Annotated in this window: 18 protein-coding genes; 5 read left to right on the top strand and 13 right to left on the bottom strand. The window is 35.0% G+C overall.

All coding sequences use genetic code 11. From position 1 onward, the window contains the following. Window positions 1-106: 106 nt before the first annotated feature. Window positions 107-1,327, top strand: coding sequence for a cysteine desulfurase (locus tag AC0NBN_RS04675; RefSeq protein WP_160812133.1), 1,221 nt, complete (start codon window positions 107-109; stop codon window positions 1,325-1,327). 115 nt (window positions 1,328-1,442) lie between these two features. Beyond that, on the top strand, window positions 1,443-2,075 hold the full coding sequence (locus AC0NBN_RS04670; RefSeq protein WP_160812132.1) for a nitroreductase family protein: 633 nt from the start codon (window positions 1,443-1,445) through the stop codon (window positions 2,073-2,075). A 70-nt stretch (window positions 2,076-2,145) separates the two neighbouring features. On the opposite strand, the gene AC0NBN_RS04665 is transcribed toward AC0NBN_RS04670, so the two are convergent. From AC0NBN_RS04665 to AC0NBN_RS04655, 3 genes are all read right to left on the bottom strand, one after another. Continuing rightward, window positions 2,146-3,522 (bottom strand): tryptophanase, encoded by a 1,377-nt coding sequence (locus AC0NBN_RS04665; protein WP_160812131.1) that lies wholly within the window; start codon window positions 3,520-3,522, stop codon window positions 2,146-2,148. A gap of 87 nt (window positions 3,523-3,609) precedes the next feature. After that, complete coding sequence (locus tag AC0NBN_RS04660; RefSeq protein ID WP_089744619.1) at window positions 3,610-4,227, bottom strand: DUF502 domain-containing protein; 618 nt, start codon at window positions 4,225-4,227, stop codon at window positions 3,610-3,612. A gap of 6 nt (window positions 4,228-4,233) precedes the next feature. Next, complete coding sequence (locus AC0NBN_RS04655; protein WP_143882870.1) at window positions 4,234-4,815, bottom strand: MiaE family protein; 582 nt, start codon at window positions 4,813-4,815, stop codon at window positions 4,234-4,236. Between the two features lie 131 nt (window positions 4,816-4,946). Between AC0NBN_RS04655 and AC0NBN_RS04650 the strand changes: the two genes are divergently transcribed. Then, window positions 4,947-5,183: a hypothetical protein gene (locus AC0NBN_RS04650; protein ID WP_160812130.1), complete on the top strand. Its 237-nt coding sequence runs from the start codon at window positions 4,947-4,949 to the stop codon at window positions 5,181-5,183. Window positions 5,184-5,209: 26 nt separating this feature from the next. Here AC0NBN_RS04650 and AC0NBN_RS04645 read toward each other — a convergent pair whose 3' ends face one another. After that, window positions 5,210-6,301 carry an acyltransferase family protein gene (locus tag AC0NBN_RS04645; protein ID WP_160812129.1) on the bottom strand — a complete coding sequence of 364 codons (1,092 nt, stop codon included), beginning with the start codon at window positions 6,299-6,301 and terminating at the stop codon, window positions 5,210-5,212. A 1-nt stretch (window position 6,302) separates the two neighbouring features. Further along, a complete protein-coding gene (locus AC0NBN_RS04640) occupies window positions 6,303-6,845 on the bottom strand; it encodes a hypothetical protein (RefSeq protein ID WP_160812128.1) in 543 nt (180 codons plus the stop codon). A 322-nt stretch (window positions 6,846-7,167) separates the two neighbouring features. Here AC0NBN_RS04640 and rplU point away from each other — a divergent pair, with 322 nt between their 5' ends. Together rplU and rpmA are read left to right on the top strand one after the other, a co-directional pair. After that, on the top strand, window positions 7,168-7,557 hold the full coding sequence (gene rplU / locus AC0NBN_RS04635) for a 50S ribosomal protein L21 (RefSeq protein WP_089745877.1): 390 nt from the start codon (window positions 7,168-7,170) through the stop codon (window positions 7,555-7,557). A gap of 26 nt (window positions 7,558-7,583) precedes the next feature. Further along, the gene (rpmA, locus tag AC0NBN_RS04630; protein WP_007842221.1) at window positions 7,584-7,841 is read left to right on the top strand and encodes a 50S ribosomal protein L27; all 258 of its coding nucleotides are present in this window, start codon (window positions 7,584-7,586) and stop codon (window positions 7,839-7,841) included. A 139-nt stretch (window positions 7,842-7,980) separates the two neighbouring features. Here the strand turns inward: rpmA and AC0NBN_RS04625 are convergent, their stop codons facing one another. From AC0NBN_RS04625 to AC0NBN_RS04590, 8 genes are all read right to left on the bottom strand, one after another. Next, window positions 7,981-9,360, bottom strand: coding sequence for a tetratricopeptide repeat protein (locus AC0NBN_RS04625; protein ID WP_160812127.1), 1,380 nt, complete (start codon window positions 9,358-9,360; stop codon window positions 7,981-7,983). A 124-nt stretch (window positions 9,361-9,484) separates the two neighbouring features. Continuing rightward, complete coding sequence (gene glmM / locus AC0NBN_RS04620; protein ID WP_160812126.1) at window positions 9,485-10,867, bottom strand: phosphoglucosamine mutase; 1,383 nt, start codon at window positions 10,865-10,867, stop codon at window positions 9,485-9,487. 54 nt (window positions 10,868-10,921) lie between these two features. After that, window positions 10,922-11,941: a DUF4421 family protein gene (locus AC0NBN_RS04615; RefSeq protein ID WP_160812125.1), complete on the bottom strand. Its 1,020-nt coding sequence runs from the start codon at window positions 11,939-11,941 to the stop codon at window positions 10,922-10,924. A gap of 204 nt (window positions 11,942-12,145) precedes the next feature. Beyond that, window positions 12,146-14,119: a ferrous iron transport protein B gene (feoB, locus tag AC0NBN_RS04610; protein ID WP_160812124.1), complete on the bottom strand. Its 1,974-nt coding sequence runs from the start codon at window positions 14,117-14,119 to the stop codon at window positions 12,146-12,148. Further along, window positions 14,106-14,372: a FeoA family protein gene (locus AC0NBN_RS04605; RefSeq protein ID WP_160812123.1), complete on the bottom strand. Its 267-nt coding sequence runs from the start codon at window positions 14,370-14,372 to the stop codon at window positions 14,106-14,108. The genes feoB and AC0NBN_RS04605 overlap by 14 nt, the downstream gene beginning before the upstream one ends. 124 nt (window positions 14,373-14,496) lie before the next feature. After that, window positions 14,497-15,384, bottom strand: a complete 888-nt coding sequence (locus AC0NBN_RS04600) for a GLPGLI family protein (protein WP_143882861.1) — start codon at window positions 15,382-15,384, stop codon at window positions 14,497-14,499. A gap of 194 nt (window positions 15,385-15,578) precedes the next feature. Then, entirely contained in the window at window positions 15,579-18,281 is a 2,703-nt protein-coding gene (locus AC0NBN_RS04595; protein WP_160812122.1) for a carboxypeptidase-like regulatory domain-containing protein, read from the bottom strand. A gap of 311 nt (window positions 18,282-18,592) precedes the next feature. Continuing rightward, window positions 18,593-19,354 carry a murein L,D-transpeptidase catalytic domain family protein gene (locus AC0NBN_RS04590; protein ID WP_160812121.1) on the bottom strand — a complete coding sequence of 254 codons (762 nt, stop codon included), beginning with the start codon at window positions 19,352-19,354 and terminating at the stop codon, window positions 18,593-18,595. Window positions 19,355-19,524 lie beyond the last annotated feature (170 nt).

Genomic DNA, 19,524 nt, shown 5'->3' with positions numbered 1-19,524 from the left:
GGTTTTTTTATCAATCTAATAGATGCTGTAAACTAAGGGTTACGTAAAAAAGCCGTAAATTTGAAGGTTTCTAAATAAGGAATCTTTATTTTAAAAATTATTTACAATGTTTGACATTCAGGAAATCAGAAGTCAGTTTTCTATATTAAATCAGGAAGTGAATGGTAAGCCATTGGTTTACTTAGACAATGCAGCAACATCCCAGAAACCGGATTCAGTTTTGCAGGTCTGGACGAAATATTATACCGAGCTTAATGCCAATGTACACCGCGGAATCCATACTTTGAGCCAATTGGCTACCGAAGAAATGGAACTTTCAAGAAGAAAAATTCAAAAATTCATTAATGCGAAACATGATTTTGAAGTAATCTTTACCAAAGGCACTACAGAAGGAATCAATCTTATCTCTTATATTTTAACATCAGAATTGAAAAAAGATGATGAGATTATCATTTCGCATCTTGAGCATCACTCAAACATCGTTCCATGGCAATTGCTTTGTGAAAGAACCGGTGCGAAACTGAGAGTGATTCCTATGGATGAAAACGGAGTTCTTCAGCTGGACTTTTTAGATCAGTTTTTGAGCGAAAAAACAAAAGTGGTTTCAGTAAATCAGGTTTCCAATGCATTGGGAATTGTAAATCCTGTTGAAGAAATCATTGCCAGAACAAGAGCTAATTCTGATGCTTATATTGTGATTGACGGCGCTCAGTCAGCTCCGCATTTTCAAATTGATGTTCAGGCACTTGATTGTGACTTTTTTGTATTTTCAGGTCACAAAATGTATGCTCCGATGGGAACCGGAATTTTATACGGAAAAGAAAATATTCTGGAAAAACTTCCGCCTTTTCACGGAGGTGGTGAAATGATTGCAACGTGTTCTTTTGATGGAACTACTTATGCGGGACTACCGTTTAAATATGAAGCCGGAACTCCAAATGTCGGAGGGAATATTGCTTTGGGAGCAGCCGTTGATTTCATTGAAAAAGTTGGACATCAGAATATTCAGAATCATGAAAATGCACTGCTTGATTATGCGCAGAGACAGCTTCTGGAAATTGAAGGTTTAAAAGTTTATGGCGAAAAAGCCACAAGAACAGGTGTTGTGTCATTTAATCTGGACGGAATTGGTATTTCGTCTGATGTAGGGATGATCCTTGATAAAATGGGTATTGCTGTAAGAACCGGTCACCACTGCACTCAGCCTATTATGAGTTTTCTGAATATTGCCGGAACAGTAAGGGCAAGTTTTGCAGTTTATAATACTTTTAGTGAGATTGATCTGTTGGTTGAAGGAGTTAAAAAAGCAAAAAAAATGCTGTCGTAGTTCAAATGTAACTGATTTTGTTACATTATAGATTTTAACAATTATTCAAATTAGAATTTTATCGCTTTTGTTACAGTTGTTTGATATAATTTTGTCCTGAAAATTTTTAAAAATAATGGAATTATTAGACAAACTTAACTGGAGATTTGCAACAAAAGCAATGAACGGACAGAAAGTACCGCAGGAAAAAATTGACAGAATATTGGAGGCGGCGAGATTAGCGCCTACATCAAGCGGATTGCAACCTTTTGAAATTATAGTAATCACAAACCAGAAAATTAAGGAAAAAATTAAACCCAATGCGTGGAATCAGCCACAGATTACAGACTGTTCGCATCTTTTGGTCTTCGCAGCGTGGGATAATTATACGGAAGAAAGAATCAACAAAATGTTTGATCTGACGAATGAGATAAGAGGTTTCAAAAATGAAGGATGGGAAAATTACAGACAGCAGCTTTTGCAGATGTACCCGCCAAAACCTGCAGAAGAAAACTTTATTCACACAGCAAAGCAGGCTTACATCGCATTTGGAGCAGCAATTATTGCGGCAGCTTTTGAAGAGGTAGATGCAACGCCAATGGAAGGCTTTGTACCTGAAGCTGTAGATGAAATTTTAAATTTGAAAGAGAAAGGTCTAAGAAGCGTTCTGTTGTTACCAATAGGGTACAGAGATACTGATAATGACTGGCTGGCTGGTTTGGCTAAAGTAAGAAAATCTAAGGAAGATTTTATTACAGAGTTGAATTAAAGGCTGTTTTACATAAAGAATAAATCCATTCCAAAAAAAACTGGAATGGATTTTATTTTTATAGATGCAATTAAGCTTCTTCTAAATGAACTGTAAAATGTCTTAAAATTTCCGGTTCCCAGGTTATATTGTAGCCTTTGGTAATTTCGTCTCTTTTTTCGTACACGTTTCTTACTGCAGCGGCAATATAGTCCATGTGATTGTTGGTATACGTTCTTCTTGGAATTGCCAAACGCAGCAGTTCAAGCTTTGGATAGCGGTTTTCTCTGGTTTCAGGATCCCTGTCTGCCAATAAAGTCCCGATTTCTACAGTTCTCACTCCCGCTTCTTTGTAAATCTCAAGTCCTAAAGTCTGTGCAGGATATTCTTCACGGGGAACATTAGGCAGAAAATTCAATGCATCAATGAAAACAGCATGACCTCCAATCGGTTTCTGTACCGGAATTCCATATTCAATTAGCTTATTTCCAAGATATTCAACCTGAGATATTCTGCTTTCCAGATAAGGGAATTCAGTTGCCTCATCCAATCCTACAGCCAAAGCAGCCATGTCTCTTCCTGCCATACCGCCATAAGTGATGAAACCTTCATAAATGATGGTGAAATTGGATGCTTTTCTGAAAACATCTTCGTTATTCAGAGCGATAAATCCGCCAATGTTAACCAATCCGTCTTTTTTAGAACTCATCGTCATCCCTTCTCCATACGAGAACATTTCTTTGCAGATGTCTTTAATGCTTCTGTTTTCCTGCCCCGCTTCTCTTTTTTTGATGAAGTAAGCATTTTCGGCAAATCTGGCAGAATCAAAAAACACAGGAATTCCGTATTTGTCAGAAAGTTCTTTTACAGCTTTCATATTTTCCAGAGAAACAGGCTGTCCTCCTGAAGAATTACAGGTAATCGTAATCAGGCAAAAAGGGATCTGCTCTTTCGGATGTGACTGATACACGGCTTCCAGCTTCTCCAGATTGATATTTCCTTTGAAAGGATGAAGGTCATTAATGTCAAAAGCTTCATCAATGGTACAGTCAACAGCATGAGCTTTTCTGATTTCGATATGCCCTTTTGTGGTATCAAAATGCGAATTTCCGGGAATAATATCTCCATCTTTCACCAATACAGAAAACAAAACGTTTTCAGCCGCTCTTCCCTGGTGAGTAGGCAATAAATATTTGAAACCGGTAATATTCTGAACAGTAGTATGCAGTTGCTCGAAAGAACGTGAGCCGGCATAGCTTTCATCACCTGTCATTAAAGCTCCCCATTGACTGTCAGACATGGCGCCGGTTCCGGAATCGGTAAGCAGATCAATATAAACCTGCGAAGATTTAAGATTAAATAAATTGAATTTGGCATCTTTCAGCCATTGCTCTCTTTCTTCTCTTGTAGACTGGCGGATTTCTTCCACCATTTTTATACGAAATGGTTCTGCGTATGGTAATTCCATGTGATATAATTTTTAGATTTTAAAGAAAAATTTAATTTGAAAATTAATTTCAAATCATCAAATGTATTTAAAGTAGTAAATTGAAATTTACTCAGGAGCTTTAAATATATTTTCATCAGAGTGAAAACCTGCCACACCGCCGCTTACTGCAAATTTCATTGCTGTAGCAGCAGACATTCCTATTACAGGTTTGATGTTTTTCTCTTCGGTCACAATTACCCAGCCCGAAATAGCATAAGAATGCGGAAGATAGACCGCTACGTAATTGTGTTTGTCTACATCTGCCATTTCTTTTTGAGTTAAAAATCCTATTCTCCAGATTTCAGGGTTTTCATTGGTTTTTACCCAGACCGGATCACTGAATTTTTTTTTGTCTCCAACAAAAGAAGACATCACATCTTTTGTAGACGAATAAATATGCTTGATACCAGGAGTTTTTTCCAAAAGACTGTCTACAGCATCTACAAAAAATCTTCCGACTACAAATTTGTTTCCCAAATAACCCAAAAGCGCTGTCACCAATAAAACTGAAATAAAAACCAGACCGGGAATCTGCCGCGCAACAGAAGGAATGATATTATCAATAGAGGTGATGACGAAATAAATGACATAGATGGTAAGCCCGATGGGTCCAATAATCACAAGTCCCTGAAAAAAATTTTTCAGGAAAATATTGGTCATGGTTTCAAAAGTAGGCTTTCTCAATGTTTTTTATCCGTGTATGGTTTCTTTATTTCCGTAAGACTGAATTACTTTTGCTTCATATTCCAGCCATTCTTCCCACCTTTTGTTCACCTGTTCAGGATTCCCCAGCTGTCTTGCAAACCCGATAAATGTAGTGTAGTGATTGGCTTCCGAAATCATCAGTTCTTTGTAAAACTCTCTCAGCTCGTCGTCTTTGATGTTTTCTGTTAAAACTTTGAATCTTTCGCAGCTTCTCGCTTCAATCATTGCGGCAAAAAGCATTTTATCAATAATTAAAGTGTCTCTGTTTCCTCCTTTTTGTATGAAGTTTACCAATTCATTTACGTAATCATCTTTTCTGGTGCGCCCGAAAGTGTAACCCCGCTTCTTAATGATTTCATGCACCTGATTGAAATGTTCCAATTCTTCCTGTGCAATTGCCAAAAGTTCGGTCACAATTTCAGGATATTCCGGAAGCATAGTAATCAATCCGATTGCGTTGGTGGCGGCTTTTTGTTCGCACCATGCATGATCCGTTAAAATTTCCTCAAGATTTCCCTCTGCAATATTTGCCCACCTTGGATCGGTAGGAAGTTTTAGCTTAAACATGACTTTAAAAATTTCTGTAAATTTAATTAAAATAAATATTCTTTAGATAAGAATTTGATTTTCGGTGTCATTTTAATCAACATCATGGCATAAAGTTGGATTATGTTAAATCAACATTAAAATCTAAACGAATGAACTCACCACTAATTACAAAAAGACTGGAAAGATTTGCAGTATGCATTCTGACCTTACTGACAGGATTTATCACTTTCGCTCAGGAAACCGCACCGAAAGTTGAAGTAACCACTACGACTACTAAAACCGAGGAATGGTATGCCAATCCGGTCTATATCATCATTGGAGCGATTCTGTTTATTGTACTGATAGCAGTTCTGATGCGTGGCGGAAGATCCTCCAGCAGAGATTAATCTTTATTCTAAAAAATTGATAACCGTCACATTGTGGCGGTTTTCTTTCGTAAAAATTCCAGCATCTTCCATCCGAAACCATCAAATTTCTTCAAACCTTCAGCAATAATAAACGCTAAAATGACATTAATGATATAAATTAGGATCATTAAAACCCACCAAGGCATTGTTTCTTTCATAGGAACAACTAAAAAGTACACCAAAGAAGAACTTATTCCCTGTCCGAAATAGAAAAAAATAGCGTTCTTGCCAATGTAGGTTATAAGATTTTCTTTAGTAATTTTTAGCCTGTTATAGAATACAAATAATGTTGTCAGCGAAAATAAAGTCCAGATAATATAAGGAGTCTTTGGCGGAAATTTTTGTTTATTGATTTTAAAGAAAATTTCATTTCCAAAATACCAGAACATCCAGATTATAACAGCAGCAACCAATCCGTAAAGCACAGGAATTGCTTTTGCGGGGATTTTTTTCCCTCTCATCTGATGTGCAACCAGAAAAACGGTCATATAAAATGCGATATAACCTACTTGTCCCGAAGGATAGAATTGCGGGAAAATATTAAACAGCACCGTCAAAACAACGCAGATTCCTATAAACCAATTGATGTGTTTCGGGAAAAATTTTAGTATTAAAACTCCAAAAACTGTTAAAATAAAATAGACTTTCAGATACCAGAAACTTCCCATTACGACCGGAAAAGTATCTGCATTAGAATATTCATGCAAATACCAGTTTCCCAGATTCTGCCACTGCGGAGTAGTAGAAATACTTGTTGCCACATATTTTGATCCGAAAGTAGAGTAGAAGTTCTGCAGCCACTCCAGAGAAAAAAATGTAAGTCCGAAAATTTTGAAGAAATAGTCTAAAAAGAACAGCAACGTTACAAAAATCATGTAAGTAATCTGGAGTTTTAGCAACCGGTAAAAGGTTTTTTCGATATTTGATCCCGAAGTAATTCCGCTTAAGGCATAAAATAGTGCGACATCAAAAACCAAAGAAAAAACCCTGACTTCCGGAATAATGTAAAATTGTCCCGACCAAAATGCAGTATGAATAAATATAATGGAAAGCGTTGCTAATCCTTTGGCAAAATCAATATAAAGATCTCTGTTCATATTATTTAGGTAAATCTTGCATCACTTTTTCTAGTTTGTCGTAATTGAAGAAATAAAGACTTCCTTCCCATTTGGGTTTAGATTTTCTGTCAATTCCTCTCAATTCATTTTCAAAATATCTGGAATATTTCCACCGGGTATTTGAATTGTAGGCTTCGTTATTGATAGCGTACAAAGGCTCTGTAAAAACTTCTGATCTTTGTTTTGTAGTTTCCTCCAGCTGACCATAACCGTTCATCACCAGGAAAAGTTTGTAATTATTTTCTTTTGCAAACCTTTCGTAGTTGGACATCGGAAGACAGTATTCTGAAACACAGCCATTGGTAAAAATATAGACAAGAGATTTCGGATGTTTTTTAAGCTCTTCTTTGAGCTGGTTTCCCGTTATTTTGTATATGTTTTGTGAATTTGTATTTTCAAAACTTTGTAGAGTGACAATTGAATTTTGCTGTTCTCCGGAAAGTTTTTTATAATCATTTGACCAGCCGTATACAGTACATGAAGTGAGTAATAAAGAGAATAAAATAGTTAAGATTATTTTCATTGTAAGCTTTTTTCAAAAATACAAATTAATTGCAATCAATCTAATTTCTATATTTAAATATGATATAGCCTGATCTGTTTATATAAGTTAATTTACAACATTGATAATCTCTGAATTATCCTGTAAGATTTTAAGTGTTAACTCGCTGATGATGTTCAAGTTTAAAGTATTTTGAAAGATATAATTTATTTAAAATATAAGAAAATAAATAATCCGCCTAAAATGAATCTGCACAGAAATTAGAAAAATTCTCAAAATCATATTGTTAGTGAATAAAAAATCACTACATTTGCACCTCGAATTAACTAAAAATTTATAGACAATGTTTGCAATTGTAGAAATAGCAGGGCTTCAATATAAAGTTGAGCAAGACCAGAAGTTGTTTGTAAACCGTTTGAAAGGAGACAAAGGAGGAAAAGTATCTTTCGATAAAATTCTTCTTACCGTAAACGGAGCAATCACTGTAGGCGCCCCAGCTGTAAACGGAATCACTGTAGAGGCAGAGATCCTTGACCATGTAAAAGCTGATAAAGTAATCGTTTTCAAAAAGAAAAGAAGAAAAGGTTACGAAGTGAAAAACGGTCACAGACAATCTCTTACTCAGATCAAAATCACTGGCATTACAGGATTTGACGGAGCTAAAAAAGCAGAAAAGCCTGCTAAGAAAACAACTAAAAAAGCTGACGCTGAAACCACTGAAAGCGCAGAATAATTTAAACCAAAAAACCTTATAATAAAATGGCACACAAGAAAGGAGTTGGTAGTTCCAAAAACGGTAGAGAATCTCACTCTAAAAGATTAGGTGTGAAGATTTTCGGAGGACAAGAAGCTATTGCCGGAAACATCATCATCAGACAGAGAGGTACACAGCACCACCCGGGTGAAAACGTGGGAATGGGTAAAGACCACACTTTGTTTGCATTGGTAGACGGTAAAGTAGTTTTCAGAAAGAAAGCAAACAACAGATCTTTTGTATCTGTAGAACCGAACGCTTAATCAAATCAGCGTTTCATATGAAATTCCCCTGAAAGTTATGCTTTCAGGGGAATTTTTTTGCAGATAATATTCTTAATTTACTATAAAAGAAAAAGTCTGGCTTGAGCCAGACTTATGTTTAAACAAAATTGATTTAGTTTTAATTTCGCTTTTTTACTTTTGCCTTTGCCTCTTTCACCTCATCTTTGATGTAAGGATATTTTTTCTGCATATCAGAGATCAAAGTAGAATCAAGTTCCAAAGCTTTCTGTAAAGATTCAATCCCCTTTTCTTTGTCTCTAAGATTAAGATAGCAATTACTCAGCTGATAAAACAATTCGGCGCGATAATGGTATTTTATCGCCTGTTTCACAACTGTTACCGCCTCTTCATATTCTCCGACAAGCATCATTACTTCAGAATAAGCATACCAGTTGTAAAACCTGGACGGTTCTGCATCAACGAGCTTTTTTAAACAGGAAAGACTTTCTTCAAATTTTCCTGCATCAATAAATAAAAATGCAAGTCTTTTCTGATAATCCAGATTATTATCGTTAAGCAATGTGGCTTCTTTTGCAAAATACAAAGCTTCCGGCATACTTCCCATCTCTTCATAAAGATAAGACTGCTCCATCATAGAAAGATAAAACTGAGGGTCTTCTCTCAATGATTTCTGAAAAGAATTTAATGCTACGATTGGTTGTTTTAAAGCTTTATAGCATAAGCCGATTTTATAAAAAGTAAATGCTTTGGTATATTCCAGATCCAGCATTTCTTCATATACTTCTATTGCTTTCTGGTATTGGTTTAAAGCTTCATAACAAGCTGCTTTGCTTGCGTAAACTCCAACTGCGCCGGAATTGATTGCAAGCATATAATCGAAGCCTTTGATAGCCTCTTCATAATTTTTCCGGTTAAAATAATATTGTCCGTACTCACTCCATGCGATTTCTGAATAAGGAAAATCGTCAAGATAAGCATTCAGAAAAGCAATGGCTTCTTCGCTCTTGTTGAGATCATTAAAGCAAATCATGGCATTTTCCAATGAATATTCATCCGTAGGATCTTCTTTCAAGGCTTGCTGATAATGTTTTAGAGCATTAAAAGGGTCGCCAAGATTTATATATTCATCTGCAATGAAATTGTTGAGAAAGTTTTCTTCTTCTTCAAGTTCCAATGCTTTTTTACAGATTTCTATTGATTTTTTCGGATTTCCCAAATTAGAATAATATTTGGCATAGCACACCAGAAAATCTGTGTTTTCCATAGATGAACCTTTGAGCTCGTCTATGAGTTCTTTCGCCATATTATAATCTTCCCATTCCAACAGCACTTCAAGCTTTTTGATCTTGATGTCTAAAGAATTGGGATGTAGCTTGAGACCATAATTAACAGCCATATCGGCATAATTAAAATCTCCCAACTCCAGATAATAGACAATAATGTCTTCTAACTCTTCTGTATCAAAGTAGAATTCATCATTGTTTTCCATCATTTCCTCGAACTTCTTTACAAGTTCATTTCCAAAATATTCTTCCAATATAACGAGTTTTAAGATTTAAGACCTGAGATATGAGATATACTAATCCCCGCTTCTGAAAATCTTAATGACTATAAATTTAATAATAATAATTTTTTAAAATGATGAAAATGATTGTGTTTTTCTAAATCAAACTATTGATTTTAGCTATCATATCATCACCCAGCTTATCGGCTTCTTCCTGAGATTTAGCTTCGGTGTAAATTCTGATAATCGGTTCTGTATTCGACTTTCTAAGGTGAACCCAGCTGTTATCAAAATCTATCTTTACGCCATCCACGGTTGAAACCTCTTCATTTTGATATTCTTTTTCCATTTTAGTTAAAAGATCATCCACATTTATTCCGGCAGTCAGTTCAATTTTCTTTTTTCCCATGAAATAACTTGGATAACCTGCTCTCAGTTCGGAAACCGTTTTGTTTTCTTTAGCCAAATGTGTTAAAAATAATGCAACACCTACTAAAGAGTCTCTTCCATAATGCAGATCAGGATAGATGATTCCGCCATTTCCCTCACCGCCAATCACGGCGTTTTTTTCTTTCATTAAATTCACCACATTTACTTCACCTACTGCGCTTGCAAAGTATTCTGAATTATGTGAACGGGCAACATCTCTTAAAGCACGGCTTGAGGAAAGGTTGGAAATTGCTGCACCGTTTTTATTTTTCAGCAAATAATCAGCAACGGCAACCAGAGTATATTCTTCGCCAAACATTTCTCCTTTCTCATCAATTAAAGCCAGTCTGTCCACGTCAGGATCTACTACAACGCCAAAATCAGCATTTTCTTTTGTTACCAATTCACAAATATCTCCTAAATGCTCTTTTAAGGGTTCAGGATTGTGAGGGAACTGTCCGTTGGGTTCGCAATACAGCTTTATGGTTTCACAGCCTAACTTCTCCAAAAGCATCGGGATGGCAATTCCTCCGGTAGAGTTTACGGCATCCAGAACAATTTTATATTTTTTGGCTTTGATAGCTTCTACATCTACCATGGGTAGATCTAAAATCTTCTGTATGTGAATATCAAATGCATTTTCTCTGGTTTCGTATTTTCCCAGATCATCAACTTCTGCATAATTGAAATCTTCATTTTCAGCTAAAGATAAAACTTCAGCACCATTTTCTCCGCTGATGAATTCTCCTTTTTCATTCAAAAGTTTAAGAGCGTTCCATTGTTTTGGGTTGTGAGAAGCGGTTAAGATAATTCCGCCATCTGCGTTGAGCTCAGGAACCATCACTTCAACAGTCGGGGTGGTAGAAAGACCTAAATCAACCACGTTGATTCCCAATCCCTGTAAAGTTGCAGTTACCAGAGAATTAACCATCAATCCTGAAATCCTTGCATCACGTCCGATGATTAAAGTCAAGTCTTTTTTGTTTTTATTATTCTGAAGCCAAGTTCCAAAAGCAGAAGCAAATTTTACAACATCAAGCGGTGTCAAATTATCGCCTACTTTACCACCAATTGTTCCGCGGATTCCTGAAATACTTTTTATTAATGACATTTTAGTTTATTCTGATTTATGTTGAATTAAATTTTTGCAAAGATACTCAAATACCTACAATTTATAAGATGGGACCTTTTTCTTTACGTTATCGTAATTTCTTTTTAATATTTTGGGAGGTGGGAAGCGATATCCAAAATAAATCAAGCCAAAAACATTCGTATTAGTAATTTCAGAGGACGAATCTTCCCTGTAGTAAGACGAATTCAAATTTAATTTTATGCCTGAAAAAAAAGTTTCTGAATTATAACCCAAATGAATTCCTGCTCCTGCTTTTCCTACCCAATAATTGTTTCTTTCAGCGGGGAAATTTTGAATATCTGCTTTATAGCTTGTCCATTTTCTGCCAATTCCTGTGAAAAAATACGGTGCAATATTGACTTTCTTTTGGATGACCCAATTGTAATGATAACCAAGATTAAATCCTAGATTGAGCTGTGTTTCTTTCGTTCTAACTTCATCAATTTTATTTTTAAATAAAGAAAGATCATACTCTATTTCAGGAATCAGGCTTCCGGAGCTGTAATTTTGCCATTCACGCTGATAGAGAATGCTTTTTAATGAAAAATCTTTGTTGAATACATACGATGTACTGCCGCTAAAGGTTTGAATCTTTAGATTCGGGAACTGAAAATACGGATCTTTTCCTTTTTGCCAATCAGGAAAAAAGTCTTCCATATTGTCGAGATAAAAACCTTTCACATTTCTGTATCCTAATGTCTGAATAATCTGATCAGGAAAAAATCTGAATCTGAAATCGGTATATGAACTTTTACCTTTGAGGTCATTATCGTCATTTCCGGGAATGAAATCGGGTGTAAAAGATAATGCTGCACTAATAATCTTATAATCTATTGAAAACGATGTTCTGATTTTATTGTTGATGGAAAGCCTTATATGAAAATCTTTGTCGGAATTTTTAAAAGAAGCTACAAAGTCTTCAATATTGGTGTCAAAATTAATTCTAAGGATGAGTTTTTCTTCGTATGAAATTATTTTTGCAGAATCTGATATGCTCTGAGCTTTAAGGCTGAGAAAAGATAAAGTGGCAATAAATAAGAAATACTTAACCAAGAGGAAATATTTGCAAAACTAAATTAGTTAAATTATTTTACAAATACTAAACTATGAGCATCCGCAATCTTTATCACAATTGCTTCTCTTGGAACTGAATTTTTTGGGTGAAAAATTCTTACGGATAATTCTGTACAGAGAGTAGCAGGCGAAAATCACAATCAACGCCACAACGATATACTGAAAGATTAAAGAATTATCCATTTATTTTAAAATCTGATATACAATCATCGACACAAAATATGCCAAACCGGTCATCATAATTACCTGTAAGGCTGTCCATTTTAAGCTTTTTGTTTCTCTATATACTACTGCAATCGTAGAAACGCACTGCATCGCAAAAGCATAAAATAAAAGTATAGAAATTCCTGTTGCAAAACTGAAAACTTTTTCGCCATTGGGTTTTACATCATGACGCATTTTGTCAATTATTTTCCCTTCAGGAACGTCATCGTCAAGACTGTATAATGTTGACATCGTACCTACGAAAACTTCTCTTGCCACAAAACTGGTTAGAATACCGACCCCCATTTTCCAGTCATAGCCTAAAGGCTCTATAGCAGGTTCTAATACTTTTCCCATTCTCGCTAAATAAGAATGATCCAGCGAAACGTCAGTGGCAACCCATTGTTCCGGCTTTTCTTTAGGACCAAAATAGCTTAAAAACCAGATGATGATGCTTACAACAAAAATTATTTTTCCGGCTCCGGTAATAAACTCCCATACTTTGCCTAAAACTAACTGAAAATCATACCCGAATAAAGGCTTTTTATAAGTAGGAAGATCCATCACCAGATATGTTTTTTTGTCTTCTTTAATGAAATTTTTCAAAATAAAAGCCGAAAATAAAGCGACGAAAAATCCTAGAAGATACATGCCTAAAAGCACCAAAGCTTTGTAATGAATTCCGAAAACAGTTTTGTCTGAAATGATTAATCCGATAATAATACTGTAAACAGGAAGTCTTGCAGAACAGGTCATAAAAGGTGTCACCAGAATGGTCAATAATCTTTCCTTTAAGTTCTCAATATTCCTTGTAGAAATTACAGCAGGAATCGCACACGCAGTTCCGGAAACCAAAGGCACAATACTTTTTCCGTTTAATCCGAAAGGACGCAGGATTCTATCCATCAGGAAAACCACTCTTGCCATATATCCCGAATCCTCCAAAAGATAAAGGAAATACAGTAAAATTCCGATTTGAGGAGCAAAAATAATAATTCCGCCTAATCCGGGAATAATCCCCTTAGAGACTAATGAATTTACAGGTCCTTCGGGAAGATAGGCTGCTGAAGTTTCTGAAAGCCAGGCAAAAAGTGCATCAATCCAGTTCATCGGATATTCTGCGATAAAGAAAACGCTCTGAAAAATTATTAAAAGTACCAGCAAAAAGAAGAAGTATCCTAAAACCGGGTGTACAAGAATTTTATCCAGCTTTTCTGTAAGGAGTTCTTTGAACTGTGCTTTTTTTGAAATGACTTCAGAAAGTATTCCGTCAATATTTTGGTAACGTCTTACTGTTTCCTGCACCTGTAACCTTTTAGGGTTTAGACTTTTTTCTTGCTCAGTACTTTTAGCTAAAGTTATTTTGAGCCAGTCCTGATAAGTGTTACCGGATAATTTTTCCTGATGTTCTGAAGGTATTTTAAAAACTGAATTATTAGTTAGCGCAAAATCATTGTTAAGTACAGCTTCCTTTATAGCTTCGATGCCTAACTGTTCTTTTGCATTGGTTTTAATGATTTTTATATGGAGCTTTTCAGACAGCTTATCTGCATCAATATGAATTCCTCTTCTTTCCGCCTGATCTATCTGATTAAGAACCAAAATCATTGGGATTCCCAAATCCTGTATCTGCTGAAAAAGTAAAAGACCTCTCTTAATGCTTAGAGCTTCAAGAATATAAATGACACCGGAATACTTTTTCTGATTATCAATCAAAAACTGAGAAAAAATAGCCTCATCTTCTGAGCTTGGATAGATGCTGTATGATCCGGGTAAATCTATAATTTCTACCTCTTCATTTTTGTAAGTGTATCTCCCGGAATGGCTGGAAACGGTAACGCCTGCATAATTTCCGGTTTTTTGTTTTTTATTGGAAAGAGCATTAAAGAGAGTAGATTTTCCGACGTTTGGATTTCCTACTAATAGAATTTGTTTTTGATTATTTTCCCGCATCTGTCAATTCTTCTACAGTGATAAAGTCTGCCTCTTCCCGGCGAAGAGCGATCCTGCTTTTCTCTTCTCCAAACTCCACATAAAGGGGTCCTCCGAAAGGAGCCTGATAAAGAATTCTGAAAGTAGTATGAGGAAGCAGCCCCATTTCTATGATCTTCACAGGCATATCCATTCCGTCGTTATCATAACCGGTAATTATCCCCAATTTGTTTTTGGGAAAGCTGCTAAGATTGTGTAATGAAATATCCTGCAAAGCCAAAATTTTGAGTGCAAATATACGCTATTTAAATTTAATCTAAATAATGAAAATTCATAAATAAACCCAAATACGAATAGTATCTGGGTTTATCAAAATATAGTTTAGTTAAATATGAATGCTATTTTTTCTTTTTTGCTGTTGCCTCAAGAATCTCAATAGAGTTGTTATTTTCGCTTAAATATTTTTTCATTCTTTCTTCAGCATCTTTCATCATTTGAGACATTGATGTTCCATCAGGCATTTTTGCATCTGCCGGGATTTGTGATAATTGGGATCTAATGCTTCCAAAAGGATCTTTTTTATAAGCAGCATACATTTGCTCAAATTTTTCTCTATTTACTTCTAAGTTGTTTCTCCCTTGTCCGAATTGCTTCATTAATTTTTCTGAATAACTTTCAGGATTGTAATCAGCGATTTTTTTATTGCCCTTCAATTCCCAAGAATAATTTTTAGCATCATCTTCCACCTTTACAATTAAGCCGGGTAAACCTTTAAATTTGTAAGGTCCATCCTGAAAAGGCACTTCTGTTGTAAACCATGCAGTCCACTTTCTGCCTCCAAAAGTTGTAGTGGCTTTCTGAGTGTCATAAGTGCCGATTTTAGCTTTTTCATTGGAAATATTCCAGACTAATGAGCTTCCATCTTTATAGCTCACTTTGTCCTGCAATATATAATCTGCATAAGAAACGTCCATTGACGGATATGTCTTAGTAATTACATGAGAAAATTTCGGCTGTTTCAATGTTTTTGATAAATCTTTAAAAACCCCAGCCTTTTGCATAGCCTCTACTTCAACTTTTAAGATTGAATCTTGAGAAACAGCAAGATAATCGCGGTAAATAGATTTATCTTTTGTAATATCCAGGATCATCATTTCTTTGTTTTTCTTTTCCAAAGAATCCTTATTTGGTACATAAGTCAATTCATAAAAAAATCTATTTGCGGTTTCCTGCGCATTTGCAATGGCAAAAACAGCAATAAATAAGAATGATAGTATATTTTTCATAATAGGTATTTATTTAAGAATATAGATAATTATAGTTATTCATCTGTGCTTATTAAATCATCAATCTATTTTATAGAGATTTGAATGTTTATTTTAATTAATTAGTTGGGGTTATATAAAAAATGTTACACTTTTTTTAAATTATTTTTTGAATGAACATTAAAAAAGCCAATCTTCCTGATTGGCTTTCTGTTTTATTTGAAGTTGAATTTAACGGTAAACATTACCTGGCTTGGACGGAGCAACATGGTTGTTTGTGCTACTGTAGCTAAGTTGAGATCAATTCTTTCAAAAACTTTTCGGTTGGCAATATTCATCCATTTTAGTTCAAAATCTATTTTTTTACTTGCCCAGCTAAACTGATAAGACAAGTCATAAAATGCATTTTGGTATTGTGTATCCACAAACGTTGAGTTGATCTGATCCCAGTAAAAACCGATTGTGTGATTTTCCAAAGGATAAAAGAATACATTCAGGTTGTGATTGTAGCCTTCGGTTTTGTTGTCCTGAATTCCGTTAGTTTGTTTTGTCCAGCTCTTCGAAAGATTAAAATCAATACTCATCCAGGAGAAATATGTGTTGTTGAATTTGAAACCAAGTGTATTTCCTGTATTTTTGTTGTCAATAAAGTCGTTGTTTCTCAGCTGTTGTGAAGTTGTTTCAGTCTCGTTGAATGTTACCGATAGATTAGTCTTAAATTTTGGAAAGTATTTTCCAATTTCCGCGTATAAAGTATTCGTTTGTCTATTGTTTTCTCTCTCAATATATTCGATTACACTAAATCCTGACTCATTTACTCTGCTTGATGCAAGTAAATTATTTTTAGAATCACTCAATCTGTATCCTGTATTAAAAAATAAATTATTAAGCGGATTTCTGTATTCTAATCTTCCTCCCAAACTCTTTGTAGTGGTTTGCGGGATTGGATTATTAGCATTCATTACATTAAAACCTCCGGGACTTGTTAAAATATATCCTGCATAGGCAGTCTGAATATCTCCGAAATTATTGCTGATGTTTCCGTTAACACTTGCCTTAAAAAAAGAAGCGAAAGTGTACTGAGCAAAAATATTAGGAGTAAAAGTTGTTCTGTTTAAGGTTTTGTAAACATTTCTTGCCGGATCTTCAGCTTTGATGCTGTTGAAATTTACAGGAATATTAGAAAATAAACTCCATGCATCAGATTTATAGTTGATTCCTACTGAGGCAGTTGGTGTAACTTCTGTGAATTTCAAAGCATTGTCATATAATGGGCTGTTGAAATCTGGCGCTCCTACAACTCCTGTTGTAACGCCGTCAAAGTTTGTTGTAAGATTGTCCGTAGAAAAATCAACACCAATCTGTGGAGTAAAAGTCCATCCTTTCGTAGTAAAGCTGATATTTGCCGAATGCGATGTGTCTAAAGTTTTCATTCGGTAATTTTGTAAGGCAATACTTCCGGGGGCAAAAGGTATTGTTGTAAATGCATTATTTTGAATAAACGGAATCTGTAGGTAATTGGCTGGTGTTATCTGTAAAGTCTGATTATCATCCTGATAGCTGATGTATGATTTTAAATTAACCATTTTTTCCTTCCATGGAATAATCGTACTTAATGAGTTTTGAAATGAAGAAGTTGGAGATTGTACAGACTGATTTCCGAATCTGTTGCTCAAAGCATCCCATCTGTTTGCGTCAGCTCTTTCCCCATTCCAGAATTGCGAGAAAGTAGTAACATTTTTAAAGAAACCTTTTTTTGCGTTTTTCGTAAAAATCAATTCCCCTTTTAGTTTATCTGTATAAAAATTGTTTAAAAAGCTGTATCCATATTGTGTATTTTGCTGGAAATCGGTAACATACGTCGTCGATTCTCTTTCCACCGCATTATTAGTATAATTGGCATTGGTTTTCAGTTCCCATTCCTGCTTTTTATCAATATTAGTAAGGTAATTGGCGGATAAATAATGAACATTATTGAATAAATATCTTCGTACCGGAAGATTAGGAACACTTGCATTTTCTACACTAAGCCAGTTATTTTGTCCTATGTTGCTTCTTCTTCCTTCCCATGAACTTCCGAAACCAATAATGTTACCTTCGTTTTCTACCTGTTCTCCCATGTTGTTGGTTTTGTAATTGAGAACCCACTGCTGTTTTTTACTGAAAAACATCGGGGTAAGTTTTACATTCCACAACCATGGATCACCAAAACCACTTCCGACTTCGCCTCTTCCGGTCATGGTGACATTTTTTTTGAGTTTAATATTAAGGGCGGCTGCATCAGAAGGAATTTTTCCCTGCAGCATTTTCACAGGCTGATGATTTTCCAGAACCTCAACTTTTGCAACCGCATCTTTTGGAAGCGAGTTATTAATAGTTCCGTAGCCGCCTTCCATCAGGTCTTTTCCTTCTACATAAAATTTGTTGATAGGATTGCCTTGATAAAGAACCGTTCCGTCAGTTTTCACTTCAATTCCCGGGATTTTTTTCATTACATCAGCAAGCGTTCGGTCATTTTTACTGTCGAATGCTTTAAGATCGTATGCAATGGTGTCTCCACGGGCTGTAATCATCTTGGTTTTCAGCTGTACTTCTTTTATCTCTGTAGCCTCCGGCTGAAGCTTAAAGCTGAGATTCTGATTGCTGTTGCTGATTTGTTGGGTAAGAGTTCTTTGATTAAATGCTTTTACCTTAAGATCTACATTAGACTCAGATGAGGTAAATGTTACTTTATATTCACCTTTAGAATTGGTAATTCCATAAGCTAAAATGGCATCTTTTCCCGGCTCTTCAATCGTTACACTTGCGCTTGGAATGGCTACGCCGTCTTCATCTGTAATTTTTCCCGTAACAGTTTTCTGTGCAAACGTGATGAGAGAGAAAAAAAACATCAGTAAAAGGGAGATTTTTATTTTCATATATGTAGATATTTATTGTTTTTATTAATCTTATGCAGTCGCTGATTTATTAATTTGCTTTTAAAATCATTGCTATTGATAAGATTTTACTTTTTTATAGTTTAAATTATTGTGGTAAAATTTCTTATCTGAAATCTTTTAAACCCTAAAAGGTTGAATAATTAGTTATCATTAAAACTTTTTTGTTACACAAGACGGAGATTTAAATTGATTGGCAAATCTAAATAAAAAAAATATCACTACAAAAATAGTGATAAACAATTGTTTTTTTAGTGCCAAAAAAAGCAGCCTATTTAGACTGCCTTAATTTTTTATGATTTTAACCACTCGGAAGATGAGAGGTAATTTTCATCAGGATAGTAAATGAAGAGTACATTTTTCCCTTTGATGGTATTAATCATGGGTTCTGCCAAAGCTCTCGGAACAGCGGGACAACCCCAGCTTCTTCCGATTCTTTTATGAGCGGCAGCAAATTCTTCACTTACGTAATCAGCACCGTGCATCACTACGGCTCTTTGTAAAGCTGCATCATTAAAACCTTTATCCATTCCCAAAAGTCTTAGTGAATAGCCGTTTCCACCCTCATAAGTGGTATCGGTAATATAAAAGCCCAAACTGCTTTGGTACGAACTCTCAGTATTTGAAAATTTTTCCGCAAATTCCTCACCGGTGTTCTTTCCGTGTGCTACTAAAGAATTGAAAACTACTTTTCTTTCGTTCATATCAATTACCCAAAGTCTTTTTTTGTTGGAAGACATAGAGAAATCACAAACGGTCAGCAGATGAGCATCTTCATTCAGTTTTCCTGCTTTTTTAAGATTGTTAAATCCTAAAATTGCTTTTGCAAAAACATCAAAATTCAGTTTATTTTCATTGTCAAATAAGATGGAATTGTAAAGTTCTTCAGATGAACTTAGATTGCCGGTTTTTTCGTTAGATACATTTTCCGGAGTTGTTTTTACTGTTCTTTCGGCGATGATTTTTTTATTTTCTGTAACATTTTTCTCTGGAGAAAGATAAAAAGAAGTTGTTATAAGATAAACCATTCCTAATAAGCTATAAAATCCTTTCATTTAAATATTATGTTAAATTTAATTAGGTCATGCAAAATTATAAAAACATAATTGTCAGTGCGTTATTGAAACAGCAGTTTAACTCAATTTAAGAGATTTTAACGTAAATTCTTCCGCTTTATAATGAAATTTATTGTTAAAAATTAAGTTAAAATCTATTTATGGAATGT

Source organism: Chryseobacterium sp. L12, assembly GCF_056133985.1.
Note: the sequence above shows the minus strand (reverse complement) of the source record. Positions and strands in the feature narration are given on the sequence as shown.

Coding starts and splice junctions, on each gene's coding strand:
- AC0NBN_RS04640 (WP_160812128.1), bottom strand. CDS start 6,845: ATGAAAATAATCTTAACTATTTTATTCTCTTTATTACTCACTTCATGT.
- AC0NBN_RS04590 (WP_160812121.1), bottom strand. CDS start 19,354: ATGAAAGGATTTTATAGCTTATTAGGAATGGTTTATCTTATAACAACT.
- AC0NBN_RS04600 (WP_143882861.1), bottom strand. CDS start 15,384: ATGAAAAATATACTATCATTCTTATTTATTGCTGTTTTTGCCATTGCA.
- AC0NBN_RS04670 (WP_160812132.1), top strand. CDS start 1,443: ATGGAATTATTAGACAAACTTAACTGGAGATTTGCAACAAAAGCAATG.
- AC0NBN_RS04675 (WP_160812133.1), top strand. CDS start 107: ATGTTTGACATTCAGGAAATCAGAAGTCAGTTTTCTATATTAAATCAG.
- rplU (WP_089745877.1), top strand. CDS start 7,168: ATGTTTGCAATTGTAGAAATAGCAGGGCTTCAATATAAAGTTGAGCAA.
- AC0NBN_RS04655 (WP_143882870.1), bottom strand. CDS start 4,815: ATGTTTAAGCTAAAACTTCCTACCGATCCAAGGTGGGCAAATATTGCA.
- AC0NBN_RS04665 (WP_160812131.1), bottom strand. CDS start 3,522: ATGGAATTACCATACGCAGAACCATTTCGTATAAAAATGGTGGAAGAA.
- AC0NBN_RS04645 (WP_160812129.1), bottom strand. CDS start 6,301: ATGAACAGAGATCTTTATATTGATTTTGCCAAAGGATTAGCAACGCTT.
- AC0NBN_RS04595 (WP_160812122.1), bottom strand. CDS start 18,281: ATGAAAATAAAAATCTCCCTTTTACTGATGTTTTTTTTCTCTCTCATC.
- feoB (WP_160812124.1), bottom strand. CDS start 14,119: ATGCGGGAAAATAATCAAAAACAAATTCTATTAGTAGGAAATCCAAAC.
- AC0NBN_RS04650 (WP_160812130.1), top strand. CDS start 4,947: ATGAACTCACCACTAATTACAAAAAGACTGGAAAGATTTGCAGTATGC.
- rpmA (WP_007842221.1), top strand. CDS start 7,584: ATGGCACACAAGAAAGGAGTTGGTAGTTCCAAAAACGGTAGAGAATCT.
- glmM (WP_160812126.1), bottom strand. CDS start 10,867: ATGTCATTAATAAAAAGTATTTCAGGAATCCGCGGAACAATTGGTGGT.